A 16,643-nucleotide genomic window follows, 5' to 3' on the forward strand; every position below is an offset into this window, starting at 1 on the left:
ACCTGACCCGCATGAGGGGGAGAGCGCGCAAGCCGGTATGCTCGTCCTCGACATCGAGGCGGCCGCCCGGATCGTGAGGCTTTTCTCCGAGGAGCCCCTGCATCCGCTGCGCGTCGAGCACATCGCCATCCGCGCAGGGGTCACGCGCGCCGACGCGATCTCACTGCTCAAAGCGCTCGAGCGCTTGGGCGTGGTCGAGCGCAAAGGACCGGAGGGCGACATCGGCGTCAGCTACACCCTGCGCCTGGCCGACGGCTTCTTGGATATCCTCGAACGCTTGTCGCGTTACTTCACCGAGCAGGTCGAAAGCGTGGCTATCAGCCCCGAGCGGGCCTTGATCTCCAGCGGCGAGGCTGAAGCCGAGCTGGCGACGTTACGAGCGCTGCGCGCGCGCGTCGCCAGCCTGGAATCCGCCAAAACGCTGCTGCAGCGCAAGAATCTCGAGCTGTCATTTCTGTACAACACCAGCATGTTGCTCGCGGGCTCCATCGAACCCATGACGGTCGCGCAAACGGTGATCGATGCCATCGCGTCCGTCGCTCGCCCAAAGGTGAAGCGCTTTTTCGTGGCGATGGCCGACAAGGGCGTGCTCTCGTTCTACGGCGGTCACGGGATTGATCGCCTTGGGGGCGATGAATTCTTGCGCCACAAACGCGAGATCATCGAATCGAGCGTGGAACATTGCGCCCTGCTCTCCCTGCCGGCGCAGATGGAAGGGGGTAAGCGCACGCCGGCCTTCGCGGTGCTGCCGCTGACGAGCGGCGAGGGAGATCCTGCGGCGGGCTGCATCGTTTTGTCTGAGATCAGCGACGAAGGTCTGGGCGGCGACGACCTGCGCGTGCTCATGCAAGTCGCCGAAATCGCGGGCCGCAGTCTCAAGGGCGCGGCGCTGTTCACGCAAAGCATTTCGCTCGGCTCCACGGATGAATTGACCGGCGCGTTCAATCGGCGCTACCTGTTCCGCCGGCTCGGCGAAGAGATGACGCGCGCGCGCAACGCGGGCCGGCCGCTCGGCGTCATCGTTTTGGACGTCGATTACTTCAAGAACGTGAACGATGAGGGCGGCCACGCCGAGGGCGACCGGGTGCTGAAGGCGATCACGCGCGCGATCAGCGGCGCCACGCGCGGCATCGACCTCGTGGCCCGCCTCGGCGGCGATGAGTTCGCCGTCATCCTGCCGAGCACGCCGTCGGGCGCAGCCATGAAAATAGCCGAGCGGATGCGCAGCGCCGTGGAGAAACTGCGCCTTTCCTCGGCGGGCGGTAAGCCGATCGCGGTGACGATCTCATGCGGCATCGCGTCGTTGACCGAGAGCGTGCAGACGCCGGCGCAACTCCTAGCGTCCGCGGACCATTATCTGCTCGAGGCGAAACGCGCCGGCCGCAACCGGACGATCGCGATGCCCGACTGATGGCGACCGTCGTGCGTCCTGCGCGGGCATCGGATCGCGCCTTCATCGATAGCTTGGGTGAATTAAGCGCGGCGGCGAGCTTTTCGATCCTGCGGCCCGCAGCGTCTGGGGTGCCTGCTGAGTCGTTCCGCCGTCTCGCCGCATTTTGCTTCGAGCAACCCGGCACGGTGACGCTCGTCGCCGAACACGAGGGCCGCCAGGCCGGCTTCCTCATCCTGCTGACCTCCGTGCCCGACGAAGTGACGCGCCGCGAGCAAGCCTTCGTCGCTTACATGGCGGTCGAAGAAGGCGCGCGCCGGCGCGGGGTCGGGCGCGAGCTGCTCCGCGCCGCTGAGAACGAGGCCAGGGCGAGGGCTTTGCCGCACTTGAGTCTCATGGTGACGGCATCGAACCATCGCGCGAGGACGCTGTATGGCGGCGCGGGGTTTGTCGAAGAACGGGTGCAGATGACCAAACCGATGCAAGAAGGCGCCGGATAATGCCCGCCACGCCGATCTCATCCGGGATCAATTGGCGCCATGTCGGCCGCGTGGCGCTGCTGGTCGCGCTTGTCGCAGCTGTTGCCTACGTGCTGACGCTCATCCCGAGAACCGTCGAGGTGTTCGTGCTTGCGACGCTGATCGCGTACGGCATGAGCCCGGTGGTCCGATGGATGTCACGGCGGATCCCCCGGCCGGCTGCGATCGCCGCCACCTACACCCTTTTCTTGCTGCTCGCCGCGATCGGCTTCATCATCATCGTTCCGAACACCGTCGAACAGCTGCAGTCGGTCTTTGCGCGCGGCGCGACCTACATGCCCAACGCTCAGCGCTTCATAGACCAAACAGCGGTCGGTCTGCGGACCCGTTTCGGCGAGCACATCTTGCCGGCCCAAGTGCAGGGGATCGAAGCCCAGGTGATCGGCAAACTTTCGTCGATGTTCACCGTCGCGTTGTCCGGCGTCGGATCGGTCATCGTCAACGTGGCGAACGGCATCTTCGTCGGCGTGATGGCGGTCGTGTTGTCGTACTTCCTGTTGGCGCACGTCGACGACATCCGCTCTTCATTTTATAGCCTCTTCCACGAGCGCGCGCAAAAGGCTGCGCGCTTCTTCGCGCAGGAAGTCGGGCGCGTGGTCGGCGGCTACATACTTGGTCAGGCGATCCTGTCGACGTTTTGCGCCGTGGCGACCTTTTTGATCCTGCTCGGCCTGACGCCGGATTACGCGCTGCTCCTCGGCGTTCTCACCGGCGTGCTCTACGCCGTTCCCTATCTTGGCGTTCTGATCGCGATCGTCATCGGCGGGCTGCTCGGTCTGCTGACATCGTGGAAAGTCGCGTTGTTGATCGTCGTCGTGATCTTCGTCGTCACGAAGATCGCCGACTTCCTCGTGCCCAAGGTCATGGGCGAGAGCGTAGGCATCTCCCCGATGGCCATCATCTTCGCGCTGTTCGCCGGCGGTGAGCTCTTTGGTCTGTGGGGGCTGATCTTGGCGATTCCGGGCGCCGCGTTGTTCAAAGTCGTCTGGACGCTGTGGATCCACCCGTGGCTGACCGGCAAGCCGGCGCCGATCTCCGACGAGGAACTCGAAGCCGTCTCTTAAAGGCAAGGAGTTCTCCATGAAGACATCGGTCGCACCCGCCCGTGTGTGGTTGGCGGGGTCCATCGCGCTGGTCCTAGCCGCGGCTGCCAATCTGGGGGTGCGGGCCCTCGCTCTGGCGTTGCTTCCGGGCGCCGGGACCTTCCTACCGCTCGAGGCGTCAGCGGTGACCACGGGCACGGTCATCGGGGTTGTGGGGGCTACGGTGGTGCGCGTCGCCCTGGCGGGCTCACCGGCAGGCGGCATCTGGTTCTTGCGCATCGCCCTCGTGGCGCTGGTCGTGTCGTGGCTTCCCGACATCGCGCTGCTCGTGTGGCCCATGTATAAAGGCGCGACGCTCGCGAACGTCGGAACGCTCATGGCGATGCACGCGGTCGCAGCGGCGGTCTGCATACTCGTGCTGGCGAAGCCCTTCGGCAAATAAGCCTACATCTTTTCGGGCGCCAAGACGCCTAAGAGGTCCAGCGCTGAGGCGATGATGGTCCTGGTCGCGATGCATAGCGAGAGGCGAGCGCTCGTGAGCGCCTCGTCGTCGCTCAACACGATGCATTCCGTGTAGAAGCCATGGAAGTCCGTCGCGACGTCGCGCGCGTACTCCGCCAGCCGATGCGGTGCGCGTGCCTTGGCGGCGTCGACCACCGTCCGCGGAAAATCGGCCAGCCGGCGGACGAGCGCGAGTTCCGACGGTTGCGCGAGTTTCGCGATGTCGCGCGAGGCTTGCGCGCGTTCGAGCAGCGCTTCCCGCCCGGTCTCTGCGGCTTTGCGCAGGATCGAGGCGATGCGCGCGTGTCCGTACTGAACGTAGTAGACGGGATTGTCCGCCGACTGCGCGACGGCGAGCCCAAGGTCGAACACGAGCGGTGATTCCAGCGCGCGCATGCAGAAGAAGAAGCGGGCAGCGTCGACGCCGACTTCATCCAGCACCTCGCGCAGCGTGACGATGTTGCCCGCGCGTTTGCTCATGGCGACGACCTCGCCGGCGCGCTTGAGCGTGACCTGCTGTGCAGTGAGCACCTCGAGGCTGCCGGGCGCGCCGAGGGCCGACACGATGGCGTTCAGACGCGTGATGTAACCGTGATGGTCGGGACCCCAGATGTCGATGAGGCGTTTGTTGCCGCGTGCGAGCTTGTCGCGATGATATGCCGCATCCGAGGCGATGTACGTCGGCCGTCCGTCGCTTCGCCGAAGCACGCGGTCCTTGTCGTCCCCGAACTGCGTCGAGCGCAACCAGAGCGCGCCCTCTTGCTCGTAGGTCACGCCCCGGCGCTTCAAATCCTCGAGCACGTCGTCCACCGCGCCAGACTCGTGCAGCGACGCTTCCGAGAACCAGCGATCGAAGCGGACCCGGAAATACTCCAGGTCCGCGCGCTGTTGGTCGACGATCGTGTCGCGTCCGAACGTCCGAAGCGTCCGGCGACGCTCTTCGATCGGCGCATGCAGCCATTTGTCGCCGTCGCGGGCGCGCAATCGTTCCGCGGCGTCGACGAGATAGTCGCCCTGGTATCCGTCCTCCGGCAGCGGCGTCGGAACTCCGCACAGCGTCGCGTAACGAGCGAAAAGCGTGTCGGCCAAGAGATCGAGCTGCGTTCCGGCATCGTTGACGTACGTCTCGGTCGAGACGGTCGCGCCGCCGAAGCGCAGGCACGCCGCGAGCGTCGCGCCGATGGAGCTCGAGCGGCCCTGAACCACGTTGAGCGGGCCGGTCGGATTTGCAGACACGAACTCGAGGAGAATCGGACCGTCGCTCTTCAACGCATCCGACTTCCCGTATGCCGCGCCGAGCGCGACGATCTCTGCGACCACGTCGCCCCAGAACGCCGGTGCCATCCGCAGGTTGATGAAGCCAGGCGCCTTGACGTCGATCGTGGCGACGCCGGTGAGGCCCTTAACGCCCGACGCGATGACGCTTTGCGCTACCTCGAGCGGGTTGCGCTTCCAAAGCTTCCCGGCCGCCAGCGCGGCGGCGGTGGCGAAGTCTCCGTGCGCGGGATCGCGCGCGGGCGAGAGCGCTACCGTCGGCGTGCTGCCGGGATCCGCTCCAACGGTCGCCTCGAGCCGGCGCTGCAACGCGCGCTCGACCGCCGTCAAAGCTTCACGGTAGCGGGTCGTCATATCAATTGATTGGATGAAGCGTCGCGGCGCGCCTGTAACTGAAATGTAGTGTTCCGAGCGAAGCTCGGAGACGTCACCGGTGATACGGCTCGCCGCGATTGATCTTGATCGCGCGATAGAGCTGCTCGAAAACGAGCAGTCGCGTCATCTCATGCAAAAACGTCAGCGGAGAGAGCGACCAGCGGAAGTCGACTATTTTGAGAACCAAGTCGTGAAGTCCAGCCGGCCCCCCGATGACGAGCGCAAGGCGCCGGTTGCCTGCGCGCTCGACCGCCGCGAGTCTGCCGGCGACTCCGAGCGAATCAAGCAGCGTGCCTTCGCGATCGAGCGCCCACACGACGCTGCCGGCTGCAACCCGCGCGAGCAGCGCGCGCCCTTCGCTCTCGAGGTCGTTCGGTTGCGCCTTCACCTCGATCACATTGACCGAGATGTACGGCGCAAGACGCCTGCGGTACATGGCGCAGCCATCGCGCAGGTAGCTCTCGCGCATCTTGTCGACCGCGATCACGTCCAGATTCATCTCGCAGCCGCCTTCGACGCGGCACCACCGCGCACCAGCGCGTAGTTCCCGCCCGGCTTGCGTTCGACGATGCCTTGCAGCTCCAGCAGCGTCAACCGGGCCGCGACGTCCGCAGCAGGAGCCCCCATGCGAGCGCTGAGCTCGTCGATGCCCGTGCCGCCATCGAGCAGCTTCAGCAGATCGCGATCCTCCTTGGGTCCGCTCGGCGCGCTCGGTGAATGCAAACCGAGCGGTTCCCAGTTCAAAAGCGCGGCGACGTCCGCGGCACCGGTGACCAATGCCACGCCGTCGGCGATGAGGGCGTTGGTGCCGCAACTCGTCGGGCGTGTCACATCGCCGGGGACGGCGTATACCGCGCGGCCGAGTTCATCGGCAAGACGCGCCGTGATGAGCGCGCCGCTGCGATTGCTTGCCTCGACGACCACCGTGGCGTCGGCCAGCGCCGCGACCACGCGGTTGCGCATCGGAAATTGATGCGCGCGAGCGGTCATGCTCGGAGGAAATTCCGAGAGCACGGTGCCGCCTGCGTCGACGATCTCTTCGGCGAGCAGCGCATGGTATGGCGGATACAGCGCACAGACGCCCGACCCGAGCACCGCAACGGTGGGCGCGTTCGCCTCGATCGCGCCGCGATGCGCAGCCGCATCGATGCCGCGCGCGAGGCCCGAAACGACCGTCGCGCCGAACGCCGCGAAATCGGAAGCCATGGCGGTCGCGACCAAGCGCCCGTACGACGTCGCCGCGCGGCTGCCGACGATGGCGACGCAGCGGCGTTCCAACGCGCCGAGATCGCCCCGACAATACAGCACCAGTGGGCGGTCGCACAGGTCGCGCAGCTTCGTGGGATAAGCCGCGTCAGAATGCAACACGATACGCGCCTTGGCTTTTCTGGCTTCGTCGAGAGCCCCAGCCGCCGCCGCCTCATCCACTTGCGCAAGCCGCGTCAGCGCGTCAAACGAGAGCGCTTCGGCGCCGTCCGGCGGCGCGCCCTCATGGGTGCGGATGTGGTCGACGATCGCGCGCGGCGAACCGAGCGCCCGCAGCCACGAAGCAAGCGGCCGGGGCGCCCAGGCGCCGGCACCGGCGACCGCCAGCAGGTAGCCGAGCTCGAGGTCGTCCATCGCTGCTAGCATCACGCATCCAAGCGCGGTCGTTAAGTCCTCTCAAGCGGAATCGAGAAGCGCAAGCACTTGCTTTAGATTCGTCAGGCGCGGGGCGCGATCGAAATCCGCGAAGCGTTCATCGCGATCGAGCAGTGCCGCTCGCAAGCCGGCTGCAAGCGCGCCCTCGACGTCGTGTTCCGGAGAATCGCCGACGTGAAGCGCGTGTTGCGCGGCCGAACCGGCGCGCCGCAGCGCCTCATGGAAGATCTGCGGGTGCGGTTTCTCAAACCCGAGATGCGCCGAATCCAAAACGAAATCGAATGCATCGCGCAGCTGGACGGAGCGCAGCACCTCCTCGAGATCGCCCGTCCAATTCGATATCACGCCGAGCATGATGCCGCGCGCGCGCAGCGCGAGAAGCAGCGGCCGGACTTCGTCGTAGACGCGCCACCCAAGGCGTTCGAGGAAGCGCCGGTACACCGCTTCAGCGCGGGCGGCGTCCGCCGGATCGACCGCGCATGCGGACAACAGCACGCGATTGTATTCGATCCAAAACTGATCGACCAATTCGATGGAAAAGCGTTGCGCGGCGGCCTCGGGATGGCGCGGACCGAGCAAGACGTTGGCGCGCGCGATGCCGCCGGCGAGTCGATTTTGGTCGATATCGATGCCCAAATCGGTACAAGCCTGCAAAAAGTTGGTCTTTTGGTCGGGCTCCATGCAAAGGAGCGTGTAGCCTGCGTCGAAAAAGACTGCGCGTACATCCTGGGCCATTGGCGGGGCCTTCGAACTTCAGCCGGGTGGTCCTTCGCACGTGGCGAAGCGTCCGCCCACTAAGGGAGACCAAATGCCTGAAGCGTATTGCGTGAAATGCAAAGCCAAGAGAGAGATCAAGAACCCACAGCAGATCACCATGAAGAACGGCCGTCCTGCGGTGCAGGGCGAGTGTCCGGTGTGCTCGACCAAGCTGTTCAAGATAGGGGCATCCGCATAACCTTTCTTCGCCGAGCCGGGACCGCCGGCTCGCAGCGGCGGTGCTGATCCATGTTGTGTCCGGCCTGCCGCAGCGGCGACACGAGAGTCGTCGATAGCCGCGATGACGAAAGCGCAGTCCGCCGGCGGCGCGAATGCCAAGCATGTCGCCACCGCTTCACCACCTACGAGCGCATCGAAGCAGCACGGCTATTCATCGTCAAGAAAGATGGCCGTCGCGAGCCTTATAGTCGCGACAAAGTGCTCTCCGGGCTGCGCAAGGCATGCGAGAAACGTCCGATATCCGATTCCGTCATGCAGGAAGTCGCCGACACCGTCGAGCGCGAGCTTTACGCTCGCGGCGAAAGCGAAGTAGCGTCCAGCGCGGTCGGCGAGCTGGTCATGCGGGCGCTGCGCACGCTCGACGAGATCGCCTACATCCGTTTCGCCTCGGTGTATCGATCCTTCACCGACATCAGTTCGTTTCAAGAAGAGCTCGCGCAGCTGCAGAAAAAGAACAAGTGAACCAAGAGGTCCGCATCGCGATCACCGTGCTGCCGGAGGGCGATGGCCTGCCGCTGCCCGCGTACATGAGCGCCGACGCGGCCGGCTGCGACCTGTTCGCGGCGGTCGACGATCAACTGATGCTGCAGCCCGGCGAACGCGCGTTGGTCTCCGCCGGATTCTCGATGGCCATACCCTCAGGCTATGAAGCGCAGGTCCGCCCGCGCAGCGGGCTGGCCCTGAAACACGGCGTCACGATCTTGAACTCACCGGGGACGATCGACGCCGATTATCGCGGACCCGTCAGCGTGATCCTGGTCAATCTCGGCGACACGCCGTTTTTGATCCGCCGCGGCGATCGCATCGCGCAGATGATCGTCGCGCGCGTGACGCGCGCTTCGTTTGCGAGCGTGGCCGAACTCGACGTCACCGGCCGCGGCGCCGGCGGATTCGGCTCGACCGACAAGAACGCGAGCTGACGTTCGTGCGGGCGCTGGTCGTCGGGGCAGGGGCTGTCGGCCAGTACCTCGCCGCGCGCCTGCGCACAGGCGACCACGACGTGGTGCTGCTGGGGCGGGCTGCAACTACAGCCACGCTGCAAAAAGCCGGCGTGACGCTGCGCGCGGACGGGCGCACGCAAGCGGTAGCGGTGAGCGGTACGTCGGATCTTGCCGACCCGATCCTACGCGACCCGTTCGAACTCGTCATCCCGGCGGTGAAGTCGTATGCGACCCTCGGGGCGATCGATTCGATCAAAGCCTTGCCGGCGTGCTCGGAAGCCTCGCTGCTCGTGGTCCAAAACGGCTTAGGAAATGAAGAGCTTTGCGCGAGCGCGTTCGGGGCCGATCGCGTCGTCGCGGCGGCGCTGACCACCGCCGTCGACCGCTTCGGCGAATCCGGCGTCATCGCATCAGCCAAAGGCGGGCTCACGATCGCGCCCGTCGGGCAACTGGCGCACAATTGGCTCATCGCCGCCTTCGAAACGACCGGCATGAAAGTCGCCGCCGCCGCCGATTGGCGCGCCTTGAAGTGGTCTAAACTGTGCATCAACTTGATGGCGAACGCCGTGTGCGCGATCCTCGACTGGACCCCGGAGCAGGTGTATGGCAACCGCGGCTCGTTCGGGATCGAACGGCGCTGCCTGCTCGAAGCCATCGCTGCGATGGAAGCGCTGAATCTTTCACCTGTCGGTCTGATCGATTTTCCCGTGCCGCTCTTGATAGGCGCGGTGCGCGCGCTGCCTTCCGCCGTGTTGCGACCCGTGCTCGCCGGTCGCGTCGTCGGCGGTCGCGGCGGCAAGCTTCCGTCATTGCTGATGGATCTGCGCGCTCACCGCTCGCAGCTCGAGGTGGAAGCGCTCAACGGCGCGGTCGCGCAACGCGCGTCCGCGGCCGGCGTCGCCGCGCCTGCGAACGCGGCGGTGACTCGCATCCTGCGCAGCATCGCCGCGAACGAAATCGACTGGGACCTCTACCGAGGTAAGCCCGAAGCGCTCGCAGCTGCGATCTCCTGATCTACGACGCCTGGGCTGCGGCGGCGGAAGGGCAGCGGTCGGATAACGCGCATTCGTCGCACTGCGGCTTCACACGGCACGGACCGAGCGCTGCGAACAGCGCCAGAACGGCCTCGACCGCGTAGGGATCTCGCCCAAGCTGCTGCGCGATCGCGCCGATCGCGAGCTGCGCCGCTTCCGGTTCCTTGGCCGCGTCGATCACGTTGAGCCGTTCGAGCACGCGCCGCGCGCCCGGATGCGCGAAGGCCGTGAAGAACCCCCAGCGCTTGAGCGTCTGTCGAGTCGCTATAGCGCCCATCCGGGAAAAATCGGCGCACAGAATCTGGGCGAGCCCGGGCCACCCGAGCTCGGGCTGATCGCCTACGGCGTACCTCGCCAGCCGAGCGAGATACGTGCCATCGCCGGCGGCAAGCTCGCGCCACCGGCGCGCGTTGTCCACGCATACCCGCAGCTTGGTTTCGTTTCGAATGATAGGCTGCGCGAGCATCTGCCTGATCTTAGCGTCGTCGAATGCGGCCACAGCCGCCGGGTCAAAGCCGCAAAACGCCGACTCGAGCGCGGCGCGTTTCGACTCGACGATGGCCCACTGCATCCCCTGCGCGAATACCACCAGACACAGGCGGCCAAAAGCCACCGCATCGTCGGCGGGCGCGTCGTGATCGGCGACGTAACGGCGCACGCGAGCTGCGACCTCCTCGGAGCCGAGCGTCGTGTCAACGGCCGCATCGACGGCGCGCATGAGCGAGGCGGCGCGCTTGACGGACGCGCGCTTCAGAATCCCGGTGTGTTTCATGGTTCGATCCTCTGGCCAAACCCAGCGCGCTCGAGCAAGATAACGGCGGCAAGCCCACAGCCCATCGCGCGAAAGTCGCGCTGCGCGCGCTGAACGATAGCGCCACAGCGCGCCGTTGCCAGCGGCTAGCGCGATCACGCGCTTCGCGAAGATTTTCACCTCTGTGGAACCGCCGGCGACGATGGCTCGAAGGCCGCAGGGCGCCACGGCCGCATCCGCGATCCTCACGCCTGCATCAGACGACGCCGAAGCGAGCGCACGCGAAGCGACCCGTCGTCGCGCGCCAAGCAAGAGCGGCCGCAGCCGCGCAGTGTCGAGCGCTACGAACCAGAGCTGCTCCACGCATCGCAATTATCACGCGCAATGCCGCGTCTGACTAGGGCAAAGGTCGGTCCGATGTTCAGCCGGAAACATTCCGCAGCGAGCGCCGTGATCGTTCGCTGCTGTCGCTGTTGCGAAAAGAGGGAGATACACATGCCACAAGCACCTGCGCAAGTACCTACGATGGTTTCCGATCCGCAGACGGATCCAACGGAACACCCGGCCGTCATGGACGTCAATCAGGCGCACAGCGATAACTTGTCGAAGACCGAGACGGTTTGCAAGGACATCGCGGACCTGACCGGTGCGCCGCTTGCGCTGCTGCTCGCAATCGTCCTTCAACTATGCTGGGTCGCGGTCGGGATCATCACGCACTGGGACCCCTTTCCCTTTCTCTTCCTGTTGACATGCTCGAATATTCTGCAGCTCATCCTCATCTTCGTGATCGCCGTGTCGCAAAAGCGATCGAGCCAGCACGATGAGCTTCGCGCCGAATCGGACCACGATTCGATAGCGCGGCTGCTCCATCATCAGGAGGTGCAGGAAGAGATCCTGATGCGCCTAGCCGAGCGTACGCAGACCGACGTCTCTGACATCAAGAAGTCGGTGCAAAACCTGATGCAGATGGCGGCCTAGGTCTTAGTAGGTACGCCTCGCCAGGCGCCGCTCCAGCCCGCGGGCCGCGAGCGCCATCGAGAAATTGGTGACGAAATACACTAGGCCGATGAGCGTGAACGTCTCCATGGGGTTGAGGTACTTCGCGAAGATGATGGTGCCGGAGCCGGTGATCTCCTGCACGCCCAAGCCCCACGCGTACGACGTGTCCTTGACGACCGTGATGAACTGACCGACCAGAGGCGGAATCACTTTGCGCAGACCTTGCGGTAAAATGACATAGCGCAAGGTCTGCAGGTACGTAAAACCCTGAGCGGCTGACGCTTCCCATTGCGATCGGCCAACCCCGTTCAGCCCAGCGCGCACGATCTCTGCCATCACGGCGGCCGTGTAGAGCGACATGCCGGCAATGGCCGCCGGCACGGGATGCAGGTGACTCCAAAAACGCGCCGCGAGCATGATCAACAGCATCGGCAGGTTGCGGAAGAGCTCGATATAGAACCCCGCCAGGATTCCCACGATGCGCAAGGCCGGATTGCCGCGCGCGTTCTCGCCGGCGAAGCGCGCGACGCCCAGCACCAGGCCGCCCGCCAACGACAGCGCGATCGTCCACACCGCGATCTGCAGCGTCACCTCGAAGCCCCACCATAAGAAGCGCAGGTTGGCGGGATCGAACAGAACGGTGAAGCCGCGCAGCGTCACGCGACCCGTCCGATGTCCAGGGCGGCGCCGGTACGCCGCTCCAGCCAGCGCGCCATTGTCGCAAGCGGCAGCGTGATGATGAGATAGAGCGCGCCCACGGTGACATACGCGACCCCGTACAGCAAGGTCTCGGAGGACCACGTGTCGGCCTGATAGACGAGATCGGCGCCGGCGATCAACGAGAGGATCTGCGTGTTCTTGATCAGATTCACGCACTGATTGGTGTACGGCGGCAGGATGACGCGGAACGCCTGAGGCAGGACGACGTGCCACATCGCCGCGGCAAACCCAAAGCCTTGCGCGTAGGCCGCTTCGAGCTGCCCGCGAGCGACCGACTGGATCCCGGCGCGCACGACCTCCGCGATGAACGCCCCGGTGTAGATCGACAGGCTGACGACCCCGACCGCGAGCACCGGGAGCACGATGTGGACGCGCGGCAGGCCGTAATAGAGGAAGAACGCCTGCAGCAGCAGCGGCGTGTTGCGGATGCCCTCGACGTAGACGCGGTTCAGCGCGCGCAAGAAGCCGGACGGCGCCACGCCCAGCAAGCCGAAGACGAATCCGAGGATCGTGGAAAAAACGAGGGCTAGGGCCGCTACGAAGAGCGTGTGCCCCAGCCCGAGTGCGAAGATGCGCCAGTCGGCGAAGAGTTGCGACCAGGCGTCGAGCGTCACGGAAGGCCTAGTGCGCCTGGTTCTCCCTGTAGATACCCCACTTCTGTTGGAGCTTCTTCAAGGCGCCGGACTTCTGCATGTCGGTGATGACGCCGGCTACGAAGTCGCGCAGGTCGTCGCTGCCCTTCTTGGTGGCGGCGCCGTAGTCTTCATTGCTGTAGCGATCAGGTAGAATGACCGTCTTGGGATCCTGCATCTCATAGAATCGGAGGATTGAGCCGTCCGTTGAGAACGCTTGCACCCGGCCGGCCTCAAGCGCGGCGAGGATCTCAGGATACGATTCGAACGCCGCCGCATCGAAGGTGACCCCTAAATCCTTAGCTCTGTCGGCCAAACGCTGCGCCGTGTCGGCTCCTTTGATGAAGCCGATCGTCTTGCCGTTCAGGTCCTTGAGCCCTTTGATGCCGGAATCCCTGAGCACCAGCAGCGCGATGCCGCTCGTGTAGTAGGGTGGGCTGAAGTCGACCACTTTCTTGCGCGCGTCCGTGATCGTGAAGGTCGCCGTGATCACGTCGAGCTCGCCGCTATCGAGCATGGCTTGGCGCGTTTTGGCGGTCACGATGGTGAAGTTGATCTTGTTCGGGTCGCCGAGCAAACGTTTAGCGATCTCGTGCGCGATGTCGATCTCGTAGCCTTCGAACTGGTTGGTCTGCGGGTTCTTGTAGCCGAACGCGAGGACGTCAGCCTTGACGCCGACGTTGAGCGTGCCGCGCGACTTGATGTCGGGGATGACGTTCGCACCGGCGCGCGCGACCCCGCCGATGAACACGGCGAGCGCGGCGAACGCCGCCATGCCGAAGAAGCCGAATCGCTTGAGCATAGAGCCTCCTCCTAAAGTGGTGCAAGCACCTAGTGTTTGAGAATTTTGCCGAGGAACGCGCGTGCCCGTTCGGAGCGAGGATGCGCGAAGAACTCCGCCGGCGGTTGATCCTCGAGGATCTCGCCGGCGTCGATGAACACGATGCGGTCCGCGACCGCCGAAGCGAATCCCATCTCATGGGTGACGACCATCATCGTGATGTTCTCCTGCGCGACGCTCGTCATCACGTCGAGCACCTCCTGGATCATCTCCGGATCTAGCGCCGACGTGGGTTCGTCGAAGAGCATGATCTTCGGCCGCATGGCGAGCGCGCGTGCGATGGCCACGCGTTGCTGCTGCCCGCCGGACAGCTCCGCGGGGTATGCGCCGGCCTTGTCGGAGAGACCGACGCGCTCGAGATAGGTGCGGGCATGATCTCGAGCTTCGCCCGCCGGAACGCGCTGCACGAGGATCGGCGCCATGCTGACGTTTTCGAGCACGGTTTTGTGCGGGTAGAGATTGAACGATTGGAAGACCATGCCGATGTGCTGGCGCAGCGCAGGCAGGTCGACCTTGCCATTGTTCAAGCCCACGCCATCGACCATCAACCTCCCCGAATCCAATTTTTCGAGCCCGTTGACGCAGCGGATCAGCGTGGACTTGCCCGAGCCCGACGGCCCGCATACGACGACGCGCTGACCTGCGTCGACGCGCAGCGTCACGTCGCGCAAAACGTGATTCTGCCCGAACCATTTATTGGCGCTCTCGAACTGGATCAAGGCTGGCGGGATTCGGACGCTCGCAAGAACGCTCCTGGGTTGCCTGCCAGGCGCTTGTAGTGCCGGGGCTTTAGCCCCGGTGTGTCTTGGCAGGTTCGAAGGCATGCGCTAAGGCAAGAGGCCGAGCATGACGACCGTGCGGCTCACCTATTATCTCGACGTTCTGTCTTCATGGTGTTTGGTCGCCGAACCCGCGCTTGCACGCCTGCGCCAAGAGTGCGGCGAGCGGCTCGCCTACGATTGGCGCATCGCAATCCTTTTCGAGAAGCAAGCGATGGGCTATTCGCGCGAGACCTGCGACTGGTATTACTCGCGCACCGCGTCGATCTCCGGCACGAAGCTCAACGCCGCGTGGCGCGAAAGCGTCGCCGACACGACCGTGCCGGCCAATCTTGCGGCTGAAGCGGCGCGCACGCTCGGGGTCAGCGACGATCGCGTACGTCTCGCGCTCGCACGAGCGGCGATGAACGACGGCAAGAAACTGGCGCGACGCGATGTCGCGACCGAAATCGCCGCACGCGCCGGTGGGCTGGATCCAGCGGCGCTGGAGCGCGCGATGGACGATCCCGCGACGATGGCGCGCATCGATGACGCGACCGCCGAATTTAAGGCGCTCGGCGGCACGATCCGACCGACGTTTGTGCTGCGCAACGACATCGACGATTTGGCGGTTCTATCCGGTTTGTACCGCTACGAGTCCCTTTCGGCATGCTTTCAGGAGATGTGGCACGCTGCTGACGGTGTCGCGCGCTTCAACGCCGCCCACCCCGCGCCGGCGGACTAGAGCGCGCTAGGAGGGTACGACCCCCGTCATCCGAATGCGGCCACGGGCGCTTCTCGCACGGAGCTGCGCTCGCTTAGCCGTTTGGAGGGGACCATGAGCACTGCGCGCTTGTTGATCGCTATGATCGTTGCTTTCATACTCATGGCGGGGTTGGGAACGCTGATCCACGCCTTCTTACTGGCATCGGACTATAATACCGTTGCGACGCTTTATCGGCCGGCGGCCAGCACGTTGTTCCCGTTGATATTTCTCGCGTATGCGGCCTACGCGATCGCGTTCGTGTGGATCTACTCGAAGGGCGTCGAAGATAAGCCGCCGGTCATGCAAGGCCTGACCTTTGGATTTCTCGCGTGGCTCCTCGCCAAATTGCCGCCGTTCGTGATAGTGTACGCGGTGCAGCCGATGCCCTCGATCTTGCTGCTCAAGCAGCTCGGCTATGAGCTCATCGCGGCGCTCATCCTCGGCACGGTGGTTTCGATGATCGTCCGCAAAACGTGACGCTGAAGGGACATAACATGATGAGACGTGGCACGGTTCTATTCGCGGCGATTGCATTGCTTTTGGTCGCCTGTAATGGCGCCGGCACGGCGCCGTTCTTCGGACCGCCGCCCAACGCCGGCTTCTACATCATGGATGGTACGAACTCGCGCGTCATTCGCATCAGCGACTTGACCGGCGCAGGCTTTGTCGTTTACGGTTCATTCGGTTCCGGCGTTGGGAATTTTAACGACGTGAGCGGCATTGTGGTGGGACCCGACAACAAGATCTATGTCGACGATACGGACAATAATCGCATCGTGCGGATGAACGATATGTCCGGCAGCGGGTGGACCACGTTCGGTTCGCTTGGCGCCGGCACGAACCAGTTCAGCCTCGGCGAAGGCATCGTTCTTGACGCGAGCAACCGCATCTACGTCGCCGATGGCAGCAATGATCGCGTCGTGCGCTTCAACGACATGACGGGAACGGGTTGGACGGCCTTCGGCACGGCCGGTGCGGGTACCAATCAGTTCGGATTCCCGCGCGGCCTTGCGCTGGATGCGAGCACCCGCATTTACATCACCGATGAAGGCAACGGGCGCATTGTGCGCATCGACGACATGACCGGCACGAATTGGACGACCTATGGCACGTCGGGCAGCGGCGTTGCTAATTTCAATTTTCCGACCGGCTTGGCCGTGGATGGGTCCGGGAGAATCTACGTCGCCGACGACAACAACCATCGCATCGTGCGCATCGATAACATGAGCGGTGCGAATTGGACGGCGTACGGCACCCAGGGTGCGGGCGTCGGGAACTTCAGCTTCCCGGGGAAGGTCAACCTCGACGCCTCCGGACGCATCTACGTGACGGATGAGGGCAACAACCGCATCGTGCGCATCGACGACATGAGCGGCACGAACTGGACGACATATGCGCTGCCGGGTGGCGGATCGCCCGTCGACTTCGCGATCCACTAGCC

21 protein-coding genes are annotated in these 16,643 nt (G+C 64.6%); 12 read left to right on the forward strand and 9 right to left on the reverse strand.

The features are described 5' to 3' along the window. The first annotated feature begins 37 nt into the window (after positions 1 to 37). Genes VN934_05360 through VN934_05375 form a run of 4 tightly spaced genes read left to right on the forward strand, consistent with a single transcriptional unit; the run spans position 38 to position 3,414 of the window. Positions 38 to 1,411 (forward strand): diguanylate cyclase, encoded by a 1,374-nt coding sequence (locus VN934_05360; GenBank protein HXM18221.1) that lies wholly within the window; start codon positions 38 to 40, stop codon positions 1,409 to 1,411. Next, entirely contained in the window at positions 1,411 to 1,890 is a 480-nt protein-coding gene (locus tag VN934_05365; protein ID HXM18222.1) for a GNAT family N-acetyltransferase, read from the forward strand. The genes VN934_05360 and VN934_05365 overlap by 1 nt, the downstream gene beginning before the upstream one ends. Continuing rightward, a complete protein-coding gene (locus VN934_05370; GenBank protein HXM18223.1) occupies positions 1,890 to 2,993 on the forward strand; it encodes an AI-2E family transporter in 1,104 nt (367 codons plus the stop codon). The genes VN934_05365 and VN934_05370 overlap by 1 nt, the downstream gene beginning before the upstream one ends. Positions 2,994 to 3,009: 16 nt before the next feature. After that, the gene (locus VN934_05375; GenBank protein HXM18224.1) at positions 3,010 to 3,414 is read left to right on the forward strand and encodes a hypothetical protein; all 405 of its coding nucleotides are present in this window, start codon (positions 3,010 to 3,012) and stop codon (positions 3,412 to 3,414) included. Positions 3,415 to 3,416: 2 nt separating this feature from the next. On the opposite strand, the gene argS is transcribed toward VN934_05375, so the two are convergent. The 4 genes from argS to VN934_05395 form a co-directional block, all read right to left on the reverse strand. After that, positions 3,417 to 5,102, reverse strand: coding sequence for an arginine--tRNA ligase (argS, locus tag VN934_05380; protein ID HXM18225.1), 1,686 nt, complete (start codon positions 5,100 to 5,102; stop codon positions 3,417 to 3,419). Positions 5,103 to 5,175: 73 nt separating this feature from the next. Continuing rightward, the gene (locus tag VN934_05385; protein ID HXM18226.1) at positions 5,176 to 5,622 is read right to left on the reverse strand and encodes a 23S rRNA (pseudouridine(1915)-N(3))-methyltransferase RlmH; all 447 of its coding nucleotides are present in this window, start codon (positions 5,620 to 5,622) and stop codon (positions 5,176 to 5,178) included. Next, complete coding sequence (dprA, locus tag VN934_05390) at positions 5,619 to 6,743, reverse strand: DNA-processing protein DprA (GenBank protein ID HXM18227.1); 1,125 nt, start codon at positions 6,741 to 6,743, stop codon at positions 5,619 to 5,621. The genes VN934_05385 and dprA overlap by 4 nt, the downstream gene beginning before the upstream one ends. Before the next feature lie 42 nt (positions 6,744 to 6,785). Beyond that, positions 6,786 to 7,499: an HAD-IA family hydrolase gene (locus VN934_05395; GenBank protein ID HXM18228.1), complete on the reverse strand. Its 714-nt coding sequence runs from the start codon at positions 7,497 to 7,499 to the stop codon at positions 6,786 to 6,788. A gap of 73 nt (positions 7,500 to 7,572) precedes the next feature. On the opposite strand from VN934_05395, the gene VN934_05400 reads away from it, so the two are divergent. Genes VN934_05400 through VN934_05415 form a run of 4 tightly spaced genes read left to right on the forward strand, consistent with a single transcriptional unit; the run spans position 7,573 to position 9,714 of the window. Next, positions 7,573 to 7,719 (forward strand): DUF5679 domain-containing protein, encoded by a 147-nt coding sequence (locus tag VN934_05400; GenBank protein HXM18229.1) that lies wholly within the window; start codon positions 7,573 to 7,575, stop codon positions 7,717 to 7,719. Between the two features lie 50 nt (positions 7,720 to 7,769). Further along, positions 7,770 to 8,222: a transcriptional regulator NrdR gene (gene nrdR / locus VN934_05405; protein ID HXM18230.1), complete on the forward strand. Its 453-nt coding sequence runs from the start codon at positions 7,770 to 7,772 to the stop codon at positions 8,220 to 8,222. Continuing rightward, entirely contained in the window at positions 8,219 to 8,680 is a 462-nt protein-coding gene (gene dut / locus VN934_05410; protein HXM18231.1) for a dUTP diphosphatase, read from the forward strand. Before nrdR ends, dut begins: the two co-directional genes overlap by 4 nt. A 5-nt stretch (positions 8,681 to 8,685) precedes the next feature. Further along, entirely contained in the window at positions 8,686 to 9,714 is a 1,029-nt protein-coding gene (locus VN934_05415) for a 2-dehydropantoate 2-reductase (protein ID HXM18232.1), read from the forward strand. 1 nt (position 9,715) lies between these two features. Here VN934_05415 and VN934_05420 read toward each other — a convergent pair whose 3' ends face one another. Then, positions 9,716 to 10,849: a DNA-3-methyladenine glycosylase I gene (locus VN934_05420; protein ID HXM18233.1), complete on the reverse strand. Its 1,134-nt coding sequence runs from the start codon at positions 10,847 to 10,849 to the stop codon at positions 9,716 to 9,718. Between the two features lie 132 nt (positions 10,850 to 10,981). Here VN934_05420 and VN934_05425 point away from each other — a divergent pair, with 132 nt between their 5' ends. Then, positions 10,982 to 11,464 carry a DUF1003 domain-containing protein gene (locus tag VN934_05425; protein HXM18234.1) on the forward strand — a complete coding sequence of 161 codons (483 nt, stop codon included), beginning with the start codon at positions 10,982 to 10,984 and terminating at the stop codon, positions 11,462 to 11,464. A 3-nt stretch (positions 11,465 to 11,467) separates the two neighbouring features. Here the strand turns inward: VN934_05425 and VN934_05430 are convergent, their stop codons facing one another. Genes VN934_05430 through VN934_05445 form a run of 4 tightly spaced genes read right to left on the reverse strand, consistent with a single transcriptional unit; the run spans position 11,468 to position 14,397 of the window. Next, positions 11,468 to 12,145 (reverse strand): amino acid ABC transporter permease, encoded by a 678-nt coding sequence (locus VN934_05430; protein HXM18235.1) that lies wholly within the window; start codon positions 12,143 to 12,145, stop codon positions 11,468 to 11,470. Beyond that, positions 12,142 to 12,819 carry an amino acid ABC transporter permease gene (locus tag VN934_05435; GenBank protein ID HXM18236.1) on the reverse strand — a complete coding sequence of 226 codons (678 nt, stop codon included), beginning with the start codon at positions 12,817 to 12,819 and terminating at the stop codon, positions 12,142 to 12,144. The genes VN934_05430 and VN934_05435 overlap by 4 nt, the downstream gene beginning before the upstream one ends. Before the next feature lie 7 nt (positions 12,820 to 12,826). Next, positions 12,827 to 13,639 carry a transporter substrate-binding domain-containing protein gene (locus tag VN934_05440; protein ID HXM18237.1) on the reverse strand — a complete coding sequence of 271 codons (813 nt, stop codon included), beginning with the start codon at positions 13,637 to 13,639 and terminating at the stop codon, positions 12,827 to 12,829. A gap of 29 nt (positions 13,640 to 13,668) precedes the next feature. Beyond that, a complete protein-coding gene (locus VN934_05445) occupies positions 13,669 to 14,397 on the reverse strand; it encodes an amino acid ABC transporter ATP-binding protein (GenBank protein HXM18238.1) in 729 nt (242 codons plus the stop codon). A gap of 127 nt (positions 14,398 to 14,524) precedes the next feature. Here VN934_05445 and VN934_05450 point away from each other — a divergent pair, with 127 nt between their 5' ends. From VN934_05450 to VN934_05460, 3 genes are all read left to right on the forward strand, one after another. Further along, the gene (locus tag VN934_05450) at positions 14,525 to 15,181 is read left to right on the forward strand and encodes a DsbA family protein (GenBank protein HXM18239.1); all 657 of its coding nucleotides are present in this window, start codon (positions 14,525 to 14,527) and stop codon (positions 15,179 to 15,181) included. 93 nt (positions 15,182 to 15,274) lie between these two features. Next, entirely contained in the window at positions 15,275 to 15,679 is a 405-nt protein-coding gene (locus VN934_05455; protein ID HXM18240.1) for a hypothetical protein, read from the forward strand. Positions 15,680 to 15,696: 17 nt separating this feature from the next. Then, positions 15,697 to 16,641, forward strand: a complete 945-nt coding sequence (locus tag VN934_05460) for an NHL repeat-containing protein (protein ID HXM18241.1) — start codon at positions 15,697 to 15,699, stop codon at positions 16,639 to 16,641. Positions 16,642 to 16,643: the final 2 nt, after the last annotated feature.

This window comes from Candidatus Tumulicola sp. (assembly GCA_035601835.1).
In the GTDB taxonomy this organism is placed as follows: domain Bacteria; phylum Vulcanimicrobiota; class Vulcanimicrobiia; order Eremiobacterales; family Eremiobacteraceae; genus DATNNM01.